Annotated in this window: 25 protein-coding genes and 1 pseudogene; 24 read left to right on the top strand and 2 right to left on the bottom strand. The window is 44.3% G+C overall.

The window, feature by feature from the left end; all coding sequences use genetic code 11:
- The first annotated feature begins 12 nt into the window (after positions 1-12).
- Together atpD and MHH79_RS18970 are read left to right on the top strand one after the other, a co-directional pair.
- Positions 13-1,434, top strand: coding sequence for a F0F1 ATP synthase subunit beta (gene atpD / locus MHH79_RS18975; protein ID WP_003227686.1), 1,422 nt, complete (start codon positions 13-15; stop codon positions 1,432-1,434).
- A 23-nt stretch (positions 1,435-1,457) separates the two neighbouring features.
- Positions 1,458-1,856, top strand: a complete 399-nt coding sequence (locus tag MHH79_RS18970; protein WP_015483819.1) for a F0F1 ATP synthase subunit epsilon — start codon at positions 1,458-1,460, stop codon at positions 1,854-1,856.
- 34 nt (positions 1,857-1,890) lie between these two features.
- Here the strand turns inward: MHH79_RS18970 and MHH79_RS18965 are convergent, their stop codons facing one another.
- Positions 1,891-2,364, bottom strand: coding sequence for a hypothetical protein (locus MHH79_RS18965; RefSeq protein ID WP_015483818.1), 474 nt, complete (start codon positions 2,362-2,364; stop codon positions 1,891-1,893).
- Between the two features lie 169 nt (positions 2,365-2,533).
- Between MHH79_RS18965 and MHH79_RS18960 the strand changes: the two genes are divergently transcribed.
- The 21 genes and pseudogenes from MHH79_RS18960 (at position 2,534) to MHH79_RS18860 (ending at position 17,519) form a co-directional block, all read left to right on the top strand.
- Positions 2,534-2,764: a DUF1146 family protein gene (locus MHH79_RS18960; protein WP_003227691.1), complete on the top strand. Its 231-nt coding sequence runs from the start codon at positions 2,534-2,536 to the stop codon at positions 2,762-2,764.
- Positions 2,765-2,898: 134 nt separating this feature from the next.
- The gene (locus tag MHH79_RS18955) at positions 2,899-3,639 is read left to right on the top strand and encodes a YwmB family TATA-box binding protein (protein WP_015483817.1); all 741 of its coding nucleotides are present in this window, start codon (positions 2,899-2,901) and stop codon (positions 3,637-3,639) included.
- A 33-nt stretch (positions 3,640-3,672) separates the two neighbouring features.
- Positions 3,673-4,983: a UDP-N-acetylglucosamine 1-carboxyvinyltransferase gene (gene murA / locus MHH79_RS18950; protein ID WP_003227695.1), complete on the top strand. Its 1,311-nt coding sequence runs from the start codon at positions 3,673-3,675 to the stop codon at positions 4,981-4,983.
- A 195-nt stretch (positions 4,984-5,178) separates the two neighbouring features.
- On the top strand, positions 5,179-6,210 hold the full coding sequence (gene spoIID / locus MHH79_RS18945; protein ID WP_015384888.1) for a stage II sporulation protein D: 1,032 nt from the start codon (positions 5,179-5,181) through the stop codon (positions 6,208-6,210).
- A 386-nt stretch (positions 6,211-6,596) separates the two neighbouring features.
- Positions 6,597-7,280 carry a VWA domain-containing protein gene (locus MHH79_RS18940; protein ID WP_003227700.1) on the top strand — a complete coding sequence of 228 codons (684 nt, stop codon included), beginning with the start codon at positions 6,597-6,599 and terminating at the stop codon, positions 7,278-7,280.
- Between the two features lie 130 nt (positions 7,281-7,410).
- On the top strand, positions 7,411-7,551 hold the full coding sequence (locus MHH79_RS18935) for a hypothetical protein (protein WP_015384887.1): 141 nt from the start codon (positions 7,411-7,413) through the stop codon (positions 7,549-7,551).
- A 52-nt stretch (positions 7,552-7,603) separates the two neighbouring features.
- Positions 7,604-8,278 (top strand): VWA domain-containing protein, encoded by a 675-nt coding sequence (locus MHH79_RS18930; RefSeq protein WP_340034814.1) that lies wholly within the window; start codon positions 7,604-7,606, stop codon positions 8,276-8,278.
- 94 nt (positions 8,279-8,372) lie between these two features.
- Positions 8,373-8,534 carry a hypothetical protein gene (locus tag MHH79_RS18925; protein WP_003227706.1) on the top strand — a complete coding sequence of 54 codons (162 nt, stop codon included), beginning with the start codon at positions 8,373-8,375 and terminating at the stop codon, positions 8,532-8,534.
- A 245-nt stretch (positions 8,535-8,779) separates the two neighbouring features.
- Positions 8,780-9,568: a formate dehydrogenase accessory sulfurtransferase FdhD gene (fdhD, locus tag MHH79_RS18920; protein WP_047183330.1), complete on the top strand. Its 789-nt coding sequence runs from the start codon at positions 8,780-8,782 to the stop codon at positions 9,566-9,568.
- 15 nt (positions 9,569-9,583) lie between these two features.
- The gene (gene moaA / locus MHH79_RS18915) at positions 9,584-10,609 is read left to right on the top strand and encodes a GTP 3',8-cyclase MoaA (protein WP_015483814.1); all 1,026 of its coding nucleotides are present in this window, start codon (positions 9,584-9,586) and stop codon (positions 10,607-10,609) included.
- Positions 10,610-10,801: 192 nt separating this feature from the next.
- Complete coding sequence (gene rapB / locus MHH79_RS18910; protein WP_251217767.1) at positions 10,802-11,935, top strand: response regulator aspartate phosphatase RapB; 1,134 nt, start codon at positions 10,802-10,804, stop codon at positions 11,933-11,935.
- Positions 11,936-12,090: 155 nt separating this feature from the next.
- Positions 12,091-12,570, top strand: a complete 480-nt coding sequence (locus MHH79_RS18905; RefSeq protein ID WP_015483813.1) for a hypothetical protein — start codon at positions 12,091-12,093, stop codon at positions 12,568-12,570.
- Between the two features lie 72 nt (positions 12,571-12,642).
- On the top strand, positions 12,643-12,831 hold the full coding sequence (gene csbD, locus MHH79_RS18900) for a stress response protein CsbD (RefSeq protein WP_251217766.1): 189 nt from the start codon (positions 12,643-12,645) through the stop codon (positions 12,829-12,831).
- A gap of 212 nt (positions 12,832-13,043) precedes the next feature.
- Positions 13,044-13,204: pseudogene (locus tag MHH79_RS18895) on the top strand (urea ABC transporter substrate-binding protein); the annotation flags it as partial.
- 152 nt (positions 13,205-13,356) lie between these two features.
- Positions 13,357-13,425, top strand: a complete 69-nt coding sequence (locus tag MHH79_RS18890; protein WP_144486809.1) for a hypothetical protein — start codon at positions 13,357-13,359, stop codon at positions 13,423-13,425.
- A gap of 137 nt (positions 13,426-13,562) precedes the next feature.
- Positions 13,563-13,685: a hypothetical protein gene (locus MHH79_RS18885; protein ID WP_250540415.1), complete on the top strand. Its 123-nt coding sequence runs from the start codon at positions 13,563-13,565 to the stop codon at positions 13,683-13,685.
- A gap of 194 nt (positions 13,686-13,879) precedes the next feature.
- Positions 13,880-14,197, top strand: coding sequence for an urease subunit gamma (ureA, locus tag MHH79_RS18880; protein WP_003227724.1), 318 nt, complete (start codon positions 13,880-13,882; stop codon positions 14,195-14,197).
- Positions 14,194-14,568, top strand: coding sequence for an urease subunit beta (gene ureB / locus MHH79_RS18875; protein ID WP_003227726.1), 375 nt, complete (start codon positions 14,194-14,196; stop codon positions 14,566-14,568). Before ureA ends, ureB begins: the two co-directional genes overlap by 4 nt.
- Positions 14,565-16,274 carry an urease subunit alpha gene (ureC, locus tag MHH79_RS18870; protein WP_003243090.1) on the top strand — a complete coding sequence of 570 codons (1,710 nt, stop codon included), beginning with the start codon at positions 14,565-14,567 and terminating at the stop codon, positions 16,272-16,274. Before ureB ends, ureC begins: the two co-directional genes overlap by 4 nt.
- 134 nt (positions 16,275-16,408) lie before the next feature.
- On the top strand, positions 16,409-16,810 hold the full coding sequence (locus MHH79_RS18865) for an Rrf2 family transcriptional regulator (RefSeq protein ID WP_003227734.1): 402 nt from the start codon (positions 16,409-16,411) through the stop codon (positions 16,808-16,810).
- Positions 16,811-16,877: 67 nt separating this feature from the next.
- Positions 16,878-17,519: an NAD(P)-dependent oxidoreductase gene (locus MHH79_RS18860; RefSeq protein ID WP_015714860.1), complete on the top strand. Its 642-nt coding sequence runs from the start codon at positions 16,878-16,880 to the stop codon at positions 17,517-17,519.
- A gap of 34 nt (positions 17,520-17,553) precedes the next feature.
- On the opposite strand, the gene MHH79_RS18855 is transcribed toward MHH79_RS18860, so the two are convergent.
- Positions 17,554-17,937 carry a DUF5362 family protein gene (locus MHH79_RS18855; RefSeq protein WP_003227738.1) on the bottom strand — a complete coding sequence of 128 codons (384 nt, stop codon included), beginning with the start codon at positions 17,935-17,937 and terminating at the stop codon, positions 17,554-17,556.
- 144 nt (positions 17,938-18,081) lie between these two features.
- On the opposite strand from MHH79_RS18855, the gene mta reads away from it, so the two are divergent.
- A complete protein-coding gene (gene mta, locus MHH79_RS18850) occupies positions 18,082-18,855 on the top strand; it encodes a transcriptional activator Mta (protein ID WP_015483809.1) in 774 nt (257 codons plus the stop codon).
- Positions 18,856-18,861: the final 6 nt, after the last annotated feature.

The raw sequence follows: 18,861 nt of genomic DNA, 5'->3' as shown, positions 1-18,861 counted from the left end.
GGAGGGATAGCGATGAAGAAAGGACGCGTTAGCCAGGTATTAGGACCGGTCGTCGACGTGCGTTTTGAAGACGGTCACTTGCCTGAAATTTATAATGCGATTAAAATTTCACAGCCAGCTGCAAGTGAAAACGAAGTAGGTATTGATTTGACGCTTGAGGTCGCTCTTCATTTAGGTGATGATACAGTCCGTACAATCGCAATGGCATCTACGGATGGTGTTCAGCGCGGTATGGAAGCTGTAGATACAGGAGCGCCAATCTCAGTACCGGTTGGTGATGTAACACTTGGACGTGTATTTAACGTTCTCGGAGAAAATATTGATTTGAATGAGCCGGTTCCTGCGGATGCGAAAAAGGATCCGATTCACAGACAGGCGCCTTCATTCGATCAGCTTTCAACAGAAGTTGAAATTCTTGAAACAGGTATTAAAGTTGTTGATTTGCTTGCTCCTTACATTAAGGGCGGTAAAATCGGATTGTTCGGTGGTGCCGGTGTAGGTAAAACCGTATTAATCCAGGAATTAATCAACAACATCGCGCAAGAGCACGGCGGTATCTCTGTATTCGCCGGCGTAGGAGAGCGTACTCGTGAAGGGAACGACCTTTTCTACGAAATGAGTGACTCTGGCGTAATCAACAAAACAGCCATGGTATTCGGACAAATGAACGAGCCGCCGGGCGCACGTATGCGTGTTGCTTTGACAGGCCTTACAATGGCTGAGCACTTCCGTGATGTACAAGGACAGGACGTACTGTTCTTCATCGATAACATTTTCCGTTTCACACAAGCGGGTTCAGAGGTTTCAGCCCTTCTTGGCCGTATGCCTTCAGCGGTTGGTTATCAGCCGACGCTTGCAACTGAGATGGGTCAGCTCCAAGAGCGTATCACGTCTACGAACGTTGGATCAGTTACATCTATCCAGGCGATCTACGTGCCTGCCGATGACTACACTGACCCGGCGCCAGCGACAACGTTCGCTCACTTGGATGCGACAACAAACCTTGAGCGTAAATTAACTGAAATGGGTATTTACCCTGCGGTTGATCCGTTGGCATCTACATCACGCGCCCTTGCTCCTGAAATTGTCGGAGAAGAGCATTATGCGGTTGCACGTGAAGTACAATCAACGCTTCAGCGTTACAAAGAGCTTCAAGATATCATTGCGATTCTCGGTATGGATGAATTAGGCGAGGAAGACAAACTTGTCGTTCACCGCGCACGCCGTATCCAGTTCTTCCTTTCTCAGAACTTCCACGTGGCTGAACAGTTCACTGGACAAAAAGGTTCTTACGTGCCTGTAAAAGAGACGGTACAAGGCTTCAAAGAAATCTTAGCCGGTAAATACGACCATCTTCCAGAAGATGCGTTCCGTCTTGTAGGCCGTATCGAAGAAGTTGTTGAGAAAGCAAAAGAAATGGGTGTAGAAGTTTAATCTGGTCCTAGGAGGGTAAAAGCATGAAGACCGTTAAAGTCAATATCGTTACTCCCGACGGCCCAGTATACGATGCGGATATCGAAATGGTGAGTGTGAGAGCCGAAAGCGGCGATCTCGGTATTTTGCCAGGCCATATTCCAACCGTGGCTCCTCTTAAAATCGGCGCTGTCCGTCTGAAAAAAGACGGGCAGACTGAAATGGTTGCCGTCAGCGGCGGATTTGTCGAAGTCCGTCCTGATCATGTCACCATCCTTGCCCAGGCTGCCGAGACAGCAGAAGGCATCGATAAAGAGCGCGCTGAAGCTGCACGCCAGCGGGCGCAGGAGCGTTTGAATACTCAATCAGATGATACTGACATTCGTCGGGCTGAGCTTGCGTTACAGCGGGCTTTGAACAGATTGGATGTAGCAGGGAAATAAGAAAAAATCCTTCTCTTTATGAGAAGGATTTTTTTTATGAACGCACAAGAGAATCAAACAGCGACAACAGCGGGCGATCCTCTTTTTGGCGCAGGTATAAACCATCACAGGTATTCATTGTATGCCACGATTTGCGATGTCTTCTAAAGCCAAGTGTATAAGCGCCGTCTTTATAGGGATAAGGTTTTACAACCCATTCAGCATCTTCATGGCGGGCAATCACGCAATCTATAAGATAAACACTGATCATTTTCTCGAATTCTTCAATAGGAAGATTCCAATCAGCAAGCAAAAGCTCTTGTATACTTTGAAAATAAAGGTTTTCAAGCTCTTCAAGGCTTTCTCTCGTATAGGTAAGAGAAATGTTAAAAAACTGACACAATTCATTCAGTTCTTCAATCTGTGACTGTCTATAATCATAATAGAATGCAATTGCTTCCCATTCCTGATCAAAAATTGGCAGGTCCTCACCATATTGCTTTTCAGGCTGAAAAAAAGAATGATTCACATTTGCCAGCTCCTTTCCAATAAAGTATACCATGTAAAAGAATCGCACTTTAAGCGGGGATTAGCCCTAGATTTGGGTGATTATTCCGTTCTGTATAAAATGTATCATCTTTATCTGTGCTTCTTATATAATAAGAAAGGGTATGAACGCAGAGAAAGGAGTGTAATAGATGAGTGTATTGGGACAGCAGGCTGCAATCGGCATTGTCGTTCACCTGATTTTTATAGCAGTGACTTGGTGGGCGTTGCAAGCCGTCAATATAGATCCGTTAATCAAAAAAGGCAAAGTCGTGCAGGCAAGACTCCTGATGATTTTGCTGACAATTGCCATTGGAACGGCCGTTGCCAATTTCTTTTTAGATTATCTCAATTATTCACAGCAGCTTCCCTATCTATTTTAATAGGTTTTGAACATTATTATCATTAAATGGTTGGGAGAAGCGGGTTGAAGCGAATAGCTCGAGTTTTGACGAAGATTTTTACGTATGGCGCCTCTTGCCTCCGGTAAAACTGGGGATAAGGGGGAGAGATGAACATGAAGAAAAAACAAGTAAGCCACGCTATTATCATTTCCGTCATGTTAAGCTTCGTCATTGCTGTTTTCCATACCATTCATGCGAGTGAATTAACGCCGTTAGCACAAATGGCAGAGGGGATGGAACGCCAAGATGTGTCAATAGATAAGTGGACATTGCATGCAAAACAAAACATGTCACTGACCGAAAAAGAATTTTATCAAAAAGTGCAACGTTTAAAATCAGAGTATCGTCAATATGATTGGGTGATTGCACGGGAAGATAAAATGATAAAGGCAATTGGCACATATACTGACAAAAAAAATCGTACTTCTTTTAGACTGCAGCTTGTCACAACCCTCAAAAAACACAATCCAACTTCGTATTTATTATATGAGCAAATGAGTCTAGAGACACCGGATAGCTGGAATGATACATATGAACAGTTTGAACGGGAGACACTTGGGATATTCCAAGAAAAAGTAGTTATTTTTACTTGTCTAAATGGTCACTTAGATGATAATATGAATATTGTTTTGCAAAAAAAAGCAAATCAGTTATTAAATGAATTTCAAGCAAGATCAGTAGAACATGTAGTTGAGCCAAATTTCGTTTCTATTTCTGCGTTTACAGATGAGTGGGAAGAGTACATTATGACCTCGAAACATAAAATGAATTTGCAAATTGCACTTAGAAGTGCAGGAATGGGCGGAAAACATACCGTTACGGTTGGCACACCAATCGTTACGACTGAATATTAATATAGAGAATTTAGGGACGCGGAGGGGAATACCTTGGAAAAAATCATCGTCCGCGGCGGTCAGAAGTTAAACGGCACAGTCAAAGTTGAAGGCGCTAAAAATGCCGTTTTACCTGTTATCGCTGCATCTTTATTAGCAAGTGAAGAAAAAAGCGTAATTTGTGATGTACCTACGCTCTCCGATGTATATACAATTAACGAAGTGTTGCGTCATTTAGGAGCAGATGTGCATTTTGAAAATAATGAAGTGACTGTAAATGCTTCATACGCTTTGCAAACTGAAGCACCTTTTGAATATGTTCGTAAAATGCGTGCGTCTGTGCTTGTCATGGGGCCGCTTCTTGCGCGTACAGGTCATGCAAGAGTTGCACTTCCGGGCGGATGCGCAATTGGTTCCAGACCGATTGATCAGCATTTAAAAGGTTTTGAAGCAATGGGCGCAGAAATCAAAGTCGGTAATGGCTTCATTGAAGCTGAAGTAAAAGGCCGACTGCAAGGCGCAAAAATTTATCTGGACTTCCCAAGTGTAGGAGCTACAGAGAACCTGATTATGGCAGCCGCTCTAGCTGAAGGAACAACAACGCTGGAAAACGTGGCAAAAGAACCCGAAATCGTTGATTTAGCAAACTATATCAACGGCATGGGCGGAAAAATCCGCGGAGCTGGCACCGGCACCATCAAAATTGAAGGAGTCGAAAAGCTTCACGGCGTAAAACACCATATTATTCCTGATCGCATTGAAGCGGGCACATTTATGGTTGCTGCTGCAATCACTGAAGGAAACGTATTAGTAAAAGGAGCGGTTCCTGAACACCTCACCTCTTTAATTGCAAAAATGGAAGAGATGGGTGTAACGATTAAGGATGAAGGTGAAGGTCTGCGTGTCATCGGCCCGAAAGAACTTAAACCGATTGACATCAAAACAATGCCTCACCCGGGCTTCCCGACTGATATGCAATCACAAATGATGGCGCTTCTGCTTCGTGCAAGCGGCACAAGCATGATTACAGAAACCGTTTTTGAAAACCGTTTTATGCATGCGGAAGAATTCCGCCGTATGAATGGTGATATCAAGATTGAAGGACGTTCTGTCATCATTAACGGTCCTGTACAGCTTCAGGGAGCTGAAGTTGCAGCGACTGATTTGCGTGCAGGTGCAGCGCTGATTCTTGCGGGGTTAGTGGCTGAAGGTCACACACGTGTTACTGAATTGAAGCACTTAGACCGCGGTTACGTTGATTTCCATCAGAAGCTTGCAGCTCTGGGCGCAGACATCGAACGTGTAAATGATGAGTCTGCTTCTGAGCAAGAGAATAAAGAAGTCGTTTCTGACTTAAATGCATAAACTTACTTGAAAATCAGTATGTCACTCTGGCATACTGGTTTTTTATTTTTTGTGTATTATCATCATTATGCGCAAAATAGCAAAAAAGAATACGTAAATGACAAATAAAGTTTCTGTCCAAAACGAGAGTCATATTAGCTTGTCCCTGCCCATAGACTAGACTAGAGTCGAATCCCGAGCAGGAGGCAGCTGAATATGAAACAATTCGCAATCACACTATCCGTACTATGTGCATTGATTCTCTTGGTTCCCACACTCTTGGTTATACCATTCCAGCATAATAAGGAAGCGGGGGCCAGCGTAGAATCAGAAAAGACAGCAGTCAGCACGAAACCAGCATCGAAAGGAGCAGAAACATTGAAAGCATCACCTGTTTCTATTCCCGTCTATCGAACCGCAAATCAATCCGTAGAAGACATTCCGCTTGAAGAGTATGTGATTGGAGTCGTCGCCTCCGAAATGCCGGCAACCTTTGAATCTGAAGCACTGAAAGCCCAGGCCCTCGCCGCCAGAACATTTATTGTCAGACTGATGGTATCGAATTCAGCGGTTGAGGCTCCTAAAGGCTCATTGGTGGATGATACACAGATGTTCCAGGTGTATAAAAACAAAGCGGAGCTGAAAAAACAGTGGGGCACAAGCTATGAGACAAAACTGAAGAAAATCACAGCTGCGGTAGCCAGTACGCAAGGCAAAATCTTAACGTACAACAACCAGCCGATTGAAGCCTCCTTTTTCTCCACAAGCAACGGCTACACAGAGAATGCAGAAGCTTATTGGACAAGTGCTATCCCATATTTAAAAAGCGTCAAAAGCCCTTGGGATAAAAAGTCTCCGAAATATATGGCAACGAAAACCTTTACAGCGGCAGAATTTCAGCAAAAGCTTGGCGTCAAGCTGGATGGATCTAGCGCAGTAGGGAAGATTACCGGCGAGACACCGGGCCACCAGGTCGCAACTGCCGTCATTAACGGCAAGACGCTGAAAGGAAGAGACATACGTGAAAAGCTGGGTCTCAACTCCGCCGATTTTGAATGGAAGCGGAATGGAGACACAATTACAGTCACGACGAGAGGATTTGGCCACGGTGTGGGGATGAGCCAATACGGAGCGAATTTTATGGCCAAAGAAGGCAAAACGGTTGATGACATTGTAAAGTACTATTACCAAGGCACACAAATTTCTGAGGCAGATGCGTTTTTGAATAAATATATGGCGAAAAAGTAGAAAAAGACGCTCATTGGGCGTCTTTTTCTGTTCCTGAATATCTTTTAATCTAAGAGCAGCTGAAACGGTTTAGAGGAGCTTCTGACCGTCTTTAAGGATCAGTCCTTTTTTCCTGATTTCAGGCTTTGAGATTGTGGTAAAGTCATCCACATTTGTCGACAGACTTCGACAGACTCATATAACGAAAGCCGAAAGGCGGACAATCTTCTCTTTTCATAGGGGCGTTAGGTGGAAATCACTAATAAAAATATAGGTTTCTATGCAAAAGTAAACAACAGCAATGGGGAAGCCCGCCCTATTTATTTCTCGGTTTTTGTTGATTACGATAGATTATGTTCAGCGTTGAACATCTGCACGCAGAAACAAATTGGTAAAGGGGTACGAACATGAAGAAAAGATTTTCACTGATCATGATGACAGGATTGCTTTTTGGATTAACTTCACCTGCTTTTGCAGCTGAAAAGACAGAAACGGAGGCTAAAGCGCCGGCGAACGTGGCGGTCTTGCTTGATGCCAGCGGAAGTATGGCGAAAAGAATAGACGGTGTATCTAAATTTAATTCAGCCAAAAAAGAAATTTCAAAGTTTGCGAGCTCACTGCCAGAAGGAACTCAGGTGAAAATGAGCGTGTTTGGCTCTGAAGGAAACAATAAAAATTCCGGAAAAGTTCAGTCATGTGAAGCCATTCGCAACGTATACGGCTTCCAAAGCTTTAACGAGCAAAGCTTCCTCAATTCTCTCAATACAATTGGGCCGACTGGCTGGACGCCAATTGCCAAAGCGCTGAACGAGGCGAAATCTTCTTTTGACCAGCTTGATGCAAAAGGGGAAAAAGTGGTGTATCTGTTGACAGACGGTGAGGAAACGTGCGGAGGAAACCCGATTAAAACAGCAAAGGAACTGCAAAAAGACAATATCACTGTTAATGTGATCGGCTTTGATTATAAAGAGGGATACAAAGGCCAGCTGAACGCAATTGCGAAAGTAGGCGGCGGTGAATACTTCCCGGCTTATACCCAAAAAGATGTTGAGAAAATTTTCACTCAGCAATCACTAATGTTATCTAAATAAGAAAAAAGAGGCTGGTGATGGTCAGCCTCTTTTTGTATGTAACAAAAACTTCAAAACTAATTAGCTGTCTGCCTGTAGCATAGTAGCAGATTTCCGTTTTTCTGTCATAATCAAGGCGAAAAAAGAATGAATGATCACACAATCTGTTTATGCTTTCTGGGTGGAAATGGCTAAAAATGAACGGCATTTCAAGCGATTTTGGACAGATCGTGAAAGCAGCACAAAAGGCAGCATGTCCTATATCTTTTTGCATTTTCGTATTCTAGCATAAAGAAGAATCCAACATATAGTTGGAAAATATGAAAAAGAAAGGAAGTAATCATATGAAAAAGTTGCTGGCTGCCGGTATCATTGGATTGTTGACTGTTTCCATTGCCTCCCCGTCTTTTGCCGCTGAGAAACAGGCTGATACAAATGTAGCTGTTTTGTTTGACGGAAGCGGAAGCATGGTTCAAAAAACAGGAGGAGAGCGCAAAATAGACATTGCCAAAAAATCAGTAAAATCTTTTGCCGAACTTCTTCCGAAGGATACAAATCTTATGCTTCGCGTTTTCGGGCATGCAGGGAATAATAAACTGTCCGGTAAAGCCCTTTCGTGCAGTACGACGGAAACCATTTACGGCCTTCATCCATATGAAGAGTCTCTGTTTGACAATTCATTGAGTGAGCTCAAGCCGACTGGATGGACACCGATTGCCAAAGCACTTGCAGACACAAGAAAAGAATTTGAAGCATTTGACGCAGACGGGAAAAACGTGGTGTATTTAATCACTGACGGTGAAGAAACGTGCGGCGGAGACCCTGCGGCAGAAATCGAAAAGCTCCGTGCATCAAATGTGGATACGATTGTAAACATCATTGGCTTCAACTTTGATGTCAAGGGTAATGAAGAGATGAAACAAGCAGCTGTCGCTGGCGGCGGAGAATATATTTCAGCGAACAGTGCGGATGAGTTCGAACAGGCTTGGGAAAAAGAAGCACAAAAATTTACTGAGTAAGGAACCTAAAGATCAGGCGCTCCCCCAGGCGCCTTTTTTTATTGGTTTAAAAACAGTTTGGGCGGGAATGATACCCTAAAAAGGGGTTGAACATATGAAATTATTCGGAATGATTTTTCTTATAGCCACCGTTGCATTCATATTGCTTGGTGTTCTTCTAAAACTGGCAGCCTTCTTTTTTGTCAGCATTCTCACCTTGATCGCAGCTATTGTGCTGTTTACGGTTCTGAAAAAGAATCAGCATAATCAAACATAGAGTCCTTTATACAGAGGTGTCTCAGCGTGTCGACAAACCCCGCGTTCGTTGTCAATGCACATTGGTGCTCACGTGTTATAAAAGGAACGGCGGCTAAATGCTTAGGCGCCCTGCCTAAACACCGCCGTCATCACATCCTGTGAAAGCCCTTTATATAGAGGGCTCTTTTTGTGTCTCAGAATTCGACAAAATCCGAGGAGTGTGAAAAAATATAAAGGCAGGAACATTGCGGAGGGGAAGAGACATTGAACGATAAAGTAACTGCGGTCAGGGATGTATGGCGCTATGAACAAGGGGAAATAAGCAAAGTAGAAGACCGGATGGTGACGGAATTCCCTTTGACAGTGATACTGAATGGCAGTGAATTTGTGACGCTCGTTTGTACGCCTGAGCATATCGAAGAGCTTGTCATCGGATTTCTCGCATCAGAGGGTGTTATACGATTTCAAAAAGAAATTAAAAGGTTTACAATAGATGAAAGTCTCGGTTTTGTATATGTCGACCTCGTTCACCCTGAGACATTGGATCAAAAGGATTATACGAAACGGGTGATCGGCTCATGTTGCGGAAAGGGCCGTCATTTTTATTTTCAGCAGGATGTCAAAACAGCCAAGACGGCTGTCAGCCAAATCAAGATATCGCCTGAGGCATGTTTGGCGCTTATGAAAGACATGCAGCAAGGGAGCGGGACGTTTCAGGATACGGGAGGCGTCCATAATGCGGCGCTTTGCGACACAGAGAAGCTTCTGTTGATGCGCACAGATATCGGTCGGCACAACGCACTTGATAAACTATACGGACACTGCCTTCTAAACGGGATGTCCGTACGTGACAAACTGATTGTGTTCAGCGGCAGAATCTCATCAGAGGTCCTGTTAAAAGCGGCCAAAATCGGCGTGTCGATTGTCATTTCCAAATCGGCCCCGACGGAGCTTGCGGTTCAAATGGCTGAAGAATTGAATATCACAGCGATTGGATTTGTCAGAAACGGATCATTTAATGTATATACACACCCTGAGAGAATCAGGGGATAGGAAGGGGCTGTAGCTATGATTACAGAGTCGCGTCAGATGTTGGATAAAAGAAACAGACCGCTGAGAGACCTTCGCATTTCTGTTACAGACCGCTGCAACTTCCGATGCACGTACTGTATGCCCGCCGAATTATTCGGTCCGGATTATCCTTTTTTAAAGAAAGAGGAGCTGCTTTCATTTGAGGAGCTGGAACGGCTTGCGACATTGTTTGTCACAAGATTTGGCGTTGAAAAAATCCGCCTGACCGGCGGAGAGCCCCTCATGAGAAAGGATATGCCGGAGTTAATCAAAAAACTGGCCCGCATACCGGGTATTCGTGACATCGCGATGACGACAAACGGATCACTGCTGCCTGTTTATGCAAAGAGGCTCAAGGAGGCTGGGCTGAAAAGGGTTACGATCAGCCTTGATTCTTTAGAAGACGAGCGTTTTAAGAAGATAAACGGGCGCGGTGTTTCTGTCAGCAAGGTGCTGGAAGGCATTGAAGCGGCGAAGCAAGCGGGGCTCGGTGTTAAAATCAATATGGTCGTTCAAAAGGGCGTCAATGAAAAAGATATACTGCCTATGGCCCGTTATTTTAAAGAAAAAGGGCATATCCTGAGATTCATAGAATTTATGGACGTAGGCAACACCAACCAATGGGAAAAGAAAGACGTCATGACAAAGGCGGAAATCATAGATTTGATCAATGAACACATGCCGGTTGAGCCGATAGCGCCTAATTATATAGGCGAAGTGGCTTCCAGATTCCGCTACTTGGACGGCTCCGGAGAAATCGGCGTCATATCATCTGTATCTGATGCGTTCTGCGGATCTTGCAACAGAGCCCGTCTTTCTGCGAGAGGAGAGCTGTTTACCTGCTTATTCGCTTCAAGCGGATTTGACCTCAGAGCTCCGGTTCGCCAGGAATTAAGTGATGACGAACTATCAGAAATGATCGGGACAGTATGGAAAAATCGGATCGATCAGTATTCAGTCGATCGTACGCTATCAAAAGCATCTGGCAAAAAGAAAGTGGAAATGTCTTATATTGGCGGTTAATTTGAAGTCAAAAGCTTATCGGCACTGTCCGATAAGCTTTTTTTATTAGAATCCGAGTGCAAAAAATACGTATAAAAACCGAAATATATAAGGATAGGCATAAAGAAGGAATCATTGTAAGAAAATTTAATTCCAAAGCCATACATTATGATAAAATATAACCAATTAGAAAATAGAAAGGGTTGGAGGGGCATGGCCGCGTACGAGATCCCGTCATCTCAAGTAGGAGTGAAAATCAATAAGTGGTATAAGCACATTTTAGCATTTCAAGTGGCTGATGCCGTAAAGCTGAAAGAAGAAATTGATCTAGATATCGAACAGATGGAAGAGGATCAGCTGCTTCTCCTGTATTATCAGCTGATCAGCTACCGTCACCAAATTATGCTGGATTATGTAAAGCCTGACCTGCACGAGGAATCTCAGCTTCAATATCGTGAATTGATCAAAACGCTGGAAAGCAATCAGGACAGCATCTCCGGATTATCTGAGTATTATTTTCACTTGTTTAGAGGAATGTACGAATTTGAACAGAACAATTACATCTCGGCTATATCCTTTTATCGGAAAGCTGAGAAGATGCTTGCGTTTGTAGAAGATGAAATTGAAAGAGCGGAATTTCATTTTAAAGTGGCGGAAGTCTTTTATATTATGAAGCAGACGCACTTTTCCATGAACCATGCCGTACAGGCGCTGGAGACGTATAAGGCTAATGATTTTTACAGAGTCAGAAGAATTCAATGCCATTTCGTCATATCAGGAAACTACATTGACTACAGAAATTATGAAAAAGCGCTTGAACATTTAGATGACGCGTATCGTCTTGCTTTATTGGAAGGACAGCCCCGCTTGATCGGATCAGCCCTTTATAATATTGGGAATTGCTATGATGACAAGGGGAAGCTGGATCAGGCCGCCGAATACTTTGAAAAAGCGCTTCCTGTCTTCGAGGATTATCAGCTGGAACAGCTTCCAAAAGCGCTCTTCAGCCTGACTCGCGTTCTTTTCAAAAAACAAGATAGCGAAGCCGCGATGCGGTACTATGAAAAAGGGATTGCCATTGCCCAAAAACGAAACGACTTCTTCAGTCTGGCAAAATACAAATTTCTGCAGGCATTATATGTGGAATCTGTCAATTTGGATATGATTCAAGAAGTATTTAATTATATGGAAGAAAAGGGCCTGTATGTATATATTGAAGAATTTGCTTTAGATGCTGCCTCCTATTTCAGTCATCGCGAACAATATAAAGAAGCGGTGTATTTTTATGAAAAAGCGGTCAGCATGAGAGAGATGATTCAAAGGAACGATTGCTTATATGAAGTATGAGACAAAACCATCTGCTGGCAGATGGTTTTTTTTTATGCAAAAAAAGGGGAGCATCGGAACGTTTATTTCCGGAGAGAACAGGAAAAATCGGTACAGCACTGTTTTTTGAACAAAAGCCGTTTTGGGATGCAGATCTGCACGTGAGGGGGAATTCAATGTTTGGTTTTAATGATATGGTGAAGTTTCTGTGGTCTTTCCTCATTGTTCTGCCGCTTGTACAGATTATACATGTTTCAGGGCACAGCTTTATGGCTTTTATTTTTGGCGGAAAAGGATCGTTGGATATAGGCATGGGAAAAACGCTGCTTAAAATTGGACCCATACGGTTCAGAACGATTTATTTTATCGATTCTTTTTGCCGGTACGGGGAGTTGAAAATTGACAATCGATTCTCACATGCACTCGTGTATGCAGGGGGCTGCTTGTTTAACCTCATCACGATTTTTGCAATCAATCTGCTGATTTTACACAGTGTATTAAAGCCGAATGTGTTTTTCTATCAGTTTGTCTATTTTTCTACGTATTATGTGTTTTTTGCCCTGCTGCCGGTCCGATATTCGGAGAAAAAGTCATCAGACGGGTTGGCGATATACAAGGTGCTCCGTTACGGAGAGCGCTACGAAATCGATAAATAACATTAGAATGTTTATTGCCTCTCAGATCGGGAAGGTAACAAGTACACACATAATTGAGAGGGGAGAATTAACATGGGTAACGATAGTGTAAAAGACAAAATGAAGGGCGGCTTCAATAAAGCCAAAGGAGAAGTGAAGGATAAAGTCGGAGATATGGCTGACAGAACGGACATGCAGGCTGAAGGCAAAAAAGATAAGGCGAAAGGCGAAATCCAAAAGGGTATCGGGAAAGCCAAGGATAAATTTTCAGATAAAGATTAATCGTACGGAAGAGGCAGGAAACGAAATGTTTCTTGTCTTTTTTTGTTCGCTTTTTCTGATGTGAATAAATATAACAAAAAAAGAAACTGATTTGGTCAAGGTAACTAAATTTTTTAAATATTCTTTGAATTAATAGGCCTCTTCTATATAATAATGACATAAGTTGTAAAGTTTTATAACATCATTTGGAGAAATCAAACAAAGGGGTTTTGATGACGGAATGTACTGGACCGAAGAAAGTGTCGGAAGCCACGGGAGTGCGAAAAAACAGTTGATATCGACACAAGCGGGGATTCATTCAATGAAGGCCGGAATTCTTCACTCGTTAAGAGGAACGGTGGCGATCAGCGAAGTGACCGTCCATGATACGGAGTAAATGGCAATAGTCGGGTTCTCGGTATCGTAGAGGACGGCGCCTCAGACTGGCCTCCATGCCATGCTTCCGGTTGCGGAGCAAAACAACGGGCTGCCATCAGGAATGTAACGTCTGGTTATGATCAATCGATGGTTTAGCACAGCCTCAGCATGGAGGTTCACCCGGGGCAGATTGTCGCTGTATTAGGCCGAAATGGAGTCGGCCAATCCACTTCATAGGCCTGCTTCCGGCTAAACAGGGGGGCTATTTGTTTTAATCAAACGTTTGTTCAAAACGAAAAGGCGGTCAACAGCAGCAGCTTGCAATCGCCAGAGCGCTGATGGTAAATCCGAAAAATATTTTACTTGATTAACCATTGGAAGGAATTCAGATTTCAATTGTCGAACTAGTCAGACAAGTTATTATAGAAATTTCCAGAAAAAAAGACATTTGTTATCTTAGTCGAGCACAGTCTGGAAAACGCGTTAATCTGTGCTGACTATCTTTCTGTAATCGACAGGGGAACGGTTGTTGACCATGGCAAGGCTGATGAAGAATCGGCATGCCGCTTTGAAAGGCACCCTACCGTATGACCCCCATTCTCGAAGAAAGGGAGGTGATGTCCCGCCTGCATGCTCCACAAATTCGTAGTAACCGCATCCGCTTTATATGACAAAAGAAGGAGGATTACAGATGAAACTGACACCGGTTGAACAAGAAAAATTGCTCATTTTTGCAGCGGGGGAATTAGCCAAACAGCGAAAGGCGCGGGGCGTTCTGCTGAACTATCCTGAGGCTGCTGCTTATATCACCTGCTTTATTATGGAAGGCGCACGTGATGGGAAGGGAGTAGCAGAGCTGATGGAAGCCGGTCGCCATGTATTAACGGAAAAAGATGTGATGGAGGGTGTGCCTGAGATGCTGGACAGCATTCAGGTGGAGGCCACATTTCCGGATGGAGTAAAGCTTGTTACGGTACATCAGCCAATTTCTGCGGAGGTGAAGTCATGAAGCCGGGAGCATTTCAAATTGCTGAGGGAACCATTACGATTAATGAAGGCCGTGAGATACGGGAGGTAACGGTAAAAAACACCGGATCACGCTCCATTCAAGTCGGCTCGCATTTTCATTTTGCGGAGGCCAACGGGGCTTTATTATTTGACCGTGAGCTGGCGATCGGCATGCGTCTTGATGTTCCATCAGGCACGTCGGTCCGTTTTGAGCCGGGTGAGCAGAAAACGGTCTCACTAGTGGAAATCAGAGGGCGCAAGACAATTAGAGGGCTGAACGGAATGGCCGACACGTTTATCGATGAACGCGGCAAAGAAAAAACGTTGGCCAACTTAAAACAAGCCGGCTGGATGGAGGGTGTAATCCGATGAAAATGTCACGGGAGGAATATGCGGAACTGTTTGGCCCGACAACGGGCGATAAAATCAGATTGGGCGACACGGATTTATGGATCGAAGTCGAAAAGGATTTCACAGTATATGGTGAAGAAATGATCTTTGGCGGCGGAAAAACAATCCGCGACGGCATGGGCCAAAACGGCAGAATCACAGGGAAGGACGGCGCTTTGGATTTGGTTATCACCAACGTCGTGCTATTGGATTACACAGGCATTGTCAAAGCGGATGTCGGTGTGAAAGACGGCCGGATTGTCGGTGTCGGAAAAAGCGGAAATCCTGATATCATGGATGGAGTCGATCCGCACATGGTCATCGGAGCGGGGACAGAGGTAATTTCCGGTGAAGGCAAAATTTTAACAGCCGGGGGAGTGGACACGCACATTCATTTTATTTGTCCTCAGCAGATGGAAGTTGCGCTTTCTTCAGGTGTGACGACCCTTTTGGGAGGCGGAACAGGACCTGCTACAGGAAGCAAAGCGACAACATGTACGTCCGGGGCGTGGTATATGGCGAGGATGCTGGAAGCGGCCGAGGAGTTTCCGATCAATGTCGGCTTCTTAGGAAAAGGGAATGCATCCGATAAAGCGCCGCTGATCGAGCAGGTGGAAGCGGGCGCCATCGGCCTTAAGCTTCATGAAGACTGGGGCACGACGCCAAGCGCCATTAAAACGTGTATGGAAGTTGTGGACGAGGCTGATATTCAAGTTGCCATCCATACCGATACGATTAACGAAGCGGGCTTTTTGGAAAACACGCTCGACGCGATCGGGGACCGGGTCATTCATACTTATCACATAGAAGGGGCAGGCGGCGGCCATGCCCCGGATATTATGAAGCTCGCCTCTTACGCGAACATTCTGCCGTCATCTACAACGCCAACCATTCCTTATACCGTTAATACGATGGATGAGCATCTTGACATGATGATGGTCTGCCACCATTTAGATGCGAAAGTGCCTGAAGATGTGGCGTTCAGCCATTCCAGAATCAGGGCGGCGACGATTGCCGCGGAGGATATTCTCCATGATATCGGTGCGATCAGCATGACATCATCGGATTCCCAAGCGATGGGGCGGGTCGGTGAAGTGATCATCCGAACATGGCAGGTAGCCGATAAAATGAAAAAACAGCGCGGCGCTCTTGCCGGCGAAAACGGGAATGACAATGTGCGCGCAAAACGGTACATTGCCAAATACACGATTAATCCGGCAATTACGCACGGGCTCAGCCATGAAGTCGGCTCGGTGGAAAAAGGGAAGCTTGCTGATCTCGTTCTGTGGGACCCGGTATTTTTCGGCGTAAAACCGGAACTGGTCTTAAAGGGCGGCATGATTGCACGTGCACAAATGGGAGATCCGAACGCGTCCATCCCGACTCCTGAACCGGTTTTCATGCGCCAAATGTATGCGTCTTACGGAAAAGCCAACCGCTCAACATCGATTACATTTATGTCTCAGGCAAGCATAGAGCGTGGTGTAGCGGAAAGCTTAGGGCTGGAAAAAAGGATTTCTCCAGTCAAAAATATCAGAAAGCTGAGCAAGCTGGATATGAAGCTGAACTCGGCTTTGCCGAAGATTGAGATTGATCCAAAAACCTATCAGGTCTTTGCTGACGGGGAGGAGTTGTCTTGCCAGCCTGTCGATTATGTCCCCCTTGGACAAAGATATTTCTTATTCTGATAAGACGCGGCCGGAGTGCATCCGGCCGATCTATTGACTAAAAACGGTGCACAAAACCCGTGTATTTAGTGTATATTAGATGTTGACAAACGAATCAAATGTAACTATTATAGTTACAACGGTGGTGAAAAAACATGATTAACAGCCGTCTTGCTGTTGCCATTCATATTTTATCCCTCATCTCGATGGATGAAAAAACATCTTCAGAAATCATTGCTGACAGTGTCAACACAAATCCGGTAGTTGTGCGAAGAATGATCAGCCTGCTGAAAAAAGCTGATATTCTCACATCACGCGCCGGGGTGCCGGGTGCAAGCCTCAAAAAAGATCCTGCTGATATTTCTCTTTTAGAAGTGTATCGGGCTGTCCAAAAGCAAGAAGAACTCTTTGCGGTTCATGAAAACCCGAATCCGAAATGTCCGGTAGGGAAAAAAATTCAGAACGCTCTGGATGAAACGTTTGAAAGTGTGCAAAGAGCGATGGAAAATGAACTGGCGAGCAAGTCATTAAAAGATGTTATGAATCATCTCTTTTAATCAAAAGGGATGACTTCTCACCGTTAACATGTAACTAAAATTGTTACAAATGAGGAGGAAATGAAAAATGAAAATTGGTATTATAGGCGCAAGCGGGAAAGCGGGAAACGAGATTTTGAAAGAAGCGAAAACAAGAGGCCATGAAGTGACAGCCATCGTCAGAAACGCTTCAAAAGTGCAGGAGCAGGACGTAGCGGTTTTGGAAAAAGATGTGTTTGAACTGACTGCGGAAGACATCAAGCCTTTCGACGCAGTCGTAAACGCTTTTGGAGCAGCACCCGGCCAAGAACATCTTCATGTTGAAGCAGGAAGAGCACTCATCAGCATCTTAAAGGACGCGAAGCACACAAGATTGCTTGTTGTTGGCGGAGCGGGAAGCCTGTTTGTTGATGAAGCCAAAACAACCCGTTTAATGGATACGCCGGAATTTCCGAAAGAATATTTGCCAACTGCATCAAATCAAGGCGAGAATCTGAAAGATTTGCAGCAGACAGACTCCATTTCCTGGACGTTCCTCAGTCCTGCGGCATTTTTTGATCCAGCAGGAAAACGGACTGGCTCTTACCAAAAAGGAAAAGACAATGTCATCGTAAATGCAAAAGGCGACAGCTATATCAGCTATGCAGATTATGCCATTGCCGTGTTGGATGAGCTTGAACATCCTGAACACAAAAATGAACGCTTCACAGTGGTAAGCGAAGCGGAATAATAAAAAACCCGGAGCCAGCTCCGGGTTTTTCTCATTAATAAGTGCTGTACGTATCGCTGAAAAGGCCATCAGCAATCCCAAGCATTAAAAAGATGAAGAAGGCGATAATCGCAAGAATGGATACAGCAATGCTTACAATCAAATAAATCCCTTGCATCTTTACGAATTTCGCGTAATTCTCCAGCATTAAGTCTTCAGACTGTCCGCTATTGTGTTCAGCCATTTGGCCTGCTTCCCTAGCTGACCTCATCAAAAAGATACCGGAAATAATTTGCAGTACGCCTGGCACGGCACCGATTAGAAAAAAGAACGCGCCTGAAAGCGCGGTAATTGCGCCCATAATAATAAATAAAATGCCTGTAGCTTTTCCCCATTTCGAAATGCTGATGAGGGTTTTGTTCATTGTTTCAGGATTCATGTATACTGGCTCCCCTTTACAAAAAAATACTCACTTTTCTTTTATACACTATTTGTGAGAAGTTTTGTATATAGAAAATAACATTTTGGGGATTGACCCTAACGTTGCGTGATTGTTTACGATAAAAAAGAGGAGGTGTTATGTATGAAATATCAAGTTAAACAAGTGGCGGAGATATCAGGCGTCAGCATTCGGACGCTTCATCACTATGACAATATTGAGCTTCTGAATCCTTCAGCGCTTACTGATGCTGGGTATCGTTTGTACAGTGACGCAGACCTGGAAAGACTGCAGCAGATTTTATTTTTCAAGGAAATCGGGTTTCGTTTGGATGAAATTAAGGAGATGCTGGATCATCCGAATTTTGACCGGAAAGCGGCACTTCAGTCGCAAAAGGAGATATTGATGAAGAAAAAACAAAGAATGGATGAGATGATTCAAACAATTGACAGGACGCTTTTGTCCGTTGATGGAGGGGAAACGATGAATAAGAGGGATTTATTTGCCGGATTAAGCATGAAAGACATTGAAGAGCACCAGCAGACATACGCTGATGAAGTCAGAAAGCTGTATGGAAAGGAAATCGCAGAAGAAACAGAGAAAAGGACATCTGCATACTCGGCAGATGATTGGCGCACGATCATGGCTGAATTTGATTCGATTTACAGACGAATTGCGGCGCGAATGAAGCATGGGCCCGATGATGCAGAGGTTCAGGCCGCAGTGGGGGCATTTCGCGATCATATTTGCCAATATCATTACGATTGCACACTCGACATTTTCAGAGGACTCGGGGAAGTGTATATCACTGACGAGCGATTTACCGATTCAATCAATCAATATGGAGAAGGTCTTGCCGCTTTTTTGCGGGAGGCAATCATCATTTACTGTGACCATCAGGAAAACCCCCGGCCGTAAAGGCTG

The organism is Bacillus sp. FSL K6-0993 (genome assembly GCF_037977205.1).
Taxonomy (GTDB): Bacteria; Bacillota; Bacilli; order Bacillales; family Bacillaceae; genus Bacillus; species Bacillus subtilis.
Note: the sequence above shows the minus strand (reverse complement) of the source record. Positions and strands in the feature narration are given on the sequence as shown.

Excerpts from the sequence above, each read along its gene's own strand:
- atpD (WP_003227686.1), top strand. The coding sequence starts at position 13 with ATGAAGAAAGGACGCGTTAGCCAGGTATTAGGACCGGTCGTCGACGTG.
- MHH79_RS18970 (WP_015483819.1), top strand. The coding sequence starts at position 1,458 with ATGAAGACCGTTAAAGTCAATATCGTTACTCCCGACGGCCCAGTATAC.
- MHH79_RS18960 (WP_003227691.1), top strand. The coding sequence starts at position 2,534 with ATGAGTGTATTGGGACAGCAGGCTGCAATCGGCATTGTCGTTCACCTG.
- MHH79_RS18955 (WP_015483817.1), top strand. The coding sequence starts at position 2,899 with ATGAAGAAAAAACAAGTAAGCCACGCTATTATCATTTCCGTCATGTTA.
- spoIID (WP_015384888.1), top strand. The coding sequence starts at position 5,179 with ATGAAACAATTCGCAATCACACTATCCGTACTATGTGCATTGATTCTC.
- MHH79_RS18940 (WP_003227700.1), top strand. The coding sequence starts at position 6,597 with ATGAAGAAAAGATTTTCACTGATCATGATGACAGGATTGCTTTTTGGA.
- MHH79_RS18935 (WP_015384887.1), top strand. The coding sequence starts at position 7,411 with ATGATCACACAATCTGTTTATGCTTTCTGGGTGGAAATGGCTAAAAAT.
- MHH79_RS18930 (WP_340034814.1), top strand. The coding sequence starts at position 7,604 with ATGAAAAAGTTGCTGGCTGCCGGTATCATTGGATTGTTGACTGTTTCC.
- MHH79_RS18925 (WP_003227706.1), top strand. The coding sequence starts at position 8,373 with ATGAAATTATTCGGAATGATTTTTCTTATAGCCACCGTTGCATTCATA.
- moaA (WP_015483814.1), top strand. The coding sequence starts at position 9,584 with ATGATTACAGAGTCGCGTCAGATGTTGGATAAAAGAAACAGACCGCTG.
- rapB (WP_251217767.1), top strand. The coding sequence starts at position 10,802 with ATGGCCGCGTACGAGATCCCGTCATCTCAAGTAGGAGTGAAAATCAAT.
- MHH79_RS18905 (WP_015483813.1), top strand. The coding sequence starts at position 12,091 with ATGTTTGGTTTTAATGATATGGTGAAGTTTCTGTGGTCTTTCCTCATT.
- csbD (WP_251217766.1), top strand. The coding sequence starts at position 12,643 with ATGGGTAACGATAGTGTAAAAGACAAAATGAAGGGCGGCTTCAATAAA.
- ureA (WP_003227724.1), top strand. The coding sequence starts at position 13,880 with ATGAAACTGACACCGGTTGAACAAGAAAAATTGCTCATTTTTGCAGCG.
- ureB (WP_003227726.1), top strand. The coding sequence starts at position 14,194 with ATGAAGCCGGGAGCATTTCAAATTGCTGAGGGAACCATTACGATTAAT.
- ureC (WP_003243090.1), top strand. The coding sequence starts at position 14,565 with ATGAAAATGTCACGGGAGGAATATGCGGAACTGTTTGGCCCGACAACG.
- MHH79_RS18865 (WP_003227734.1), top strand. The coding sequence starts at position 16,409 with ATGATTAACAGCCGTCTTGCTGTTGCCATTCATATTTTATCCCTCATC.
- MHH79_RS18860 (WP_015714860.1), top strand. The coding sequence starts at position 16,878 with ATGAAAATTGGTATTATAGGCGCAAGCGGGAAAGCGGGAAACGAGATT.
- MHH79_RS18855 (WP_003227738.1), bottom strand. The coding sequence starts at position 17,937 with ATGAATCCTGAAACAATGAACAAAACCCTCATCAGCATTTCGAAATGG.
- mta (WP_015483809.1), top strand. The coding sequence starts at position 18,082 with ATGAAATATCAAGTTAAACAAGTGGCGGAGATATCAGGCGTCAGCATT.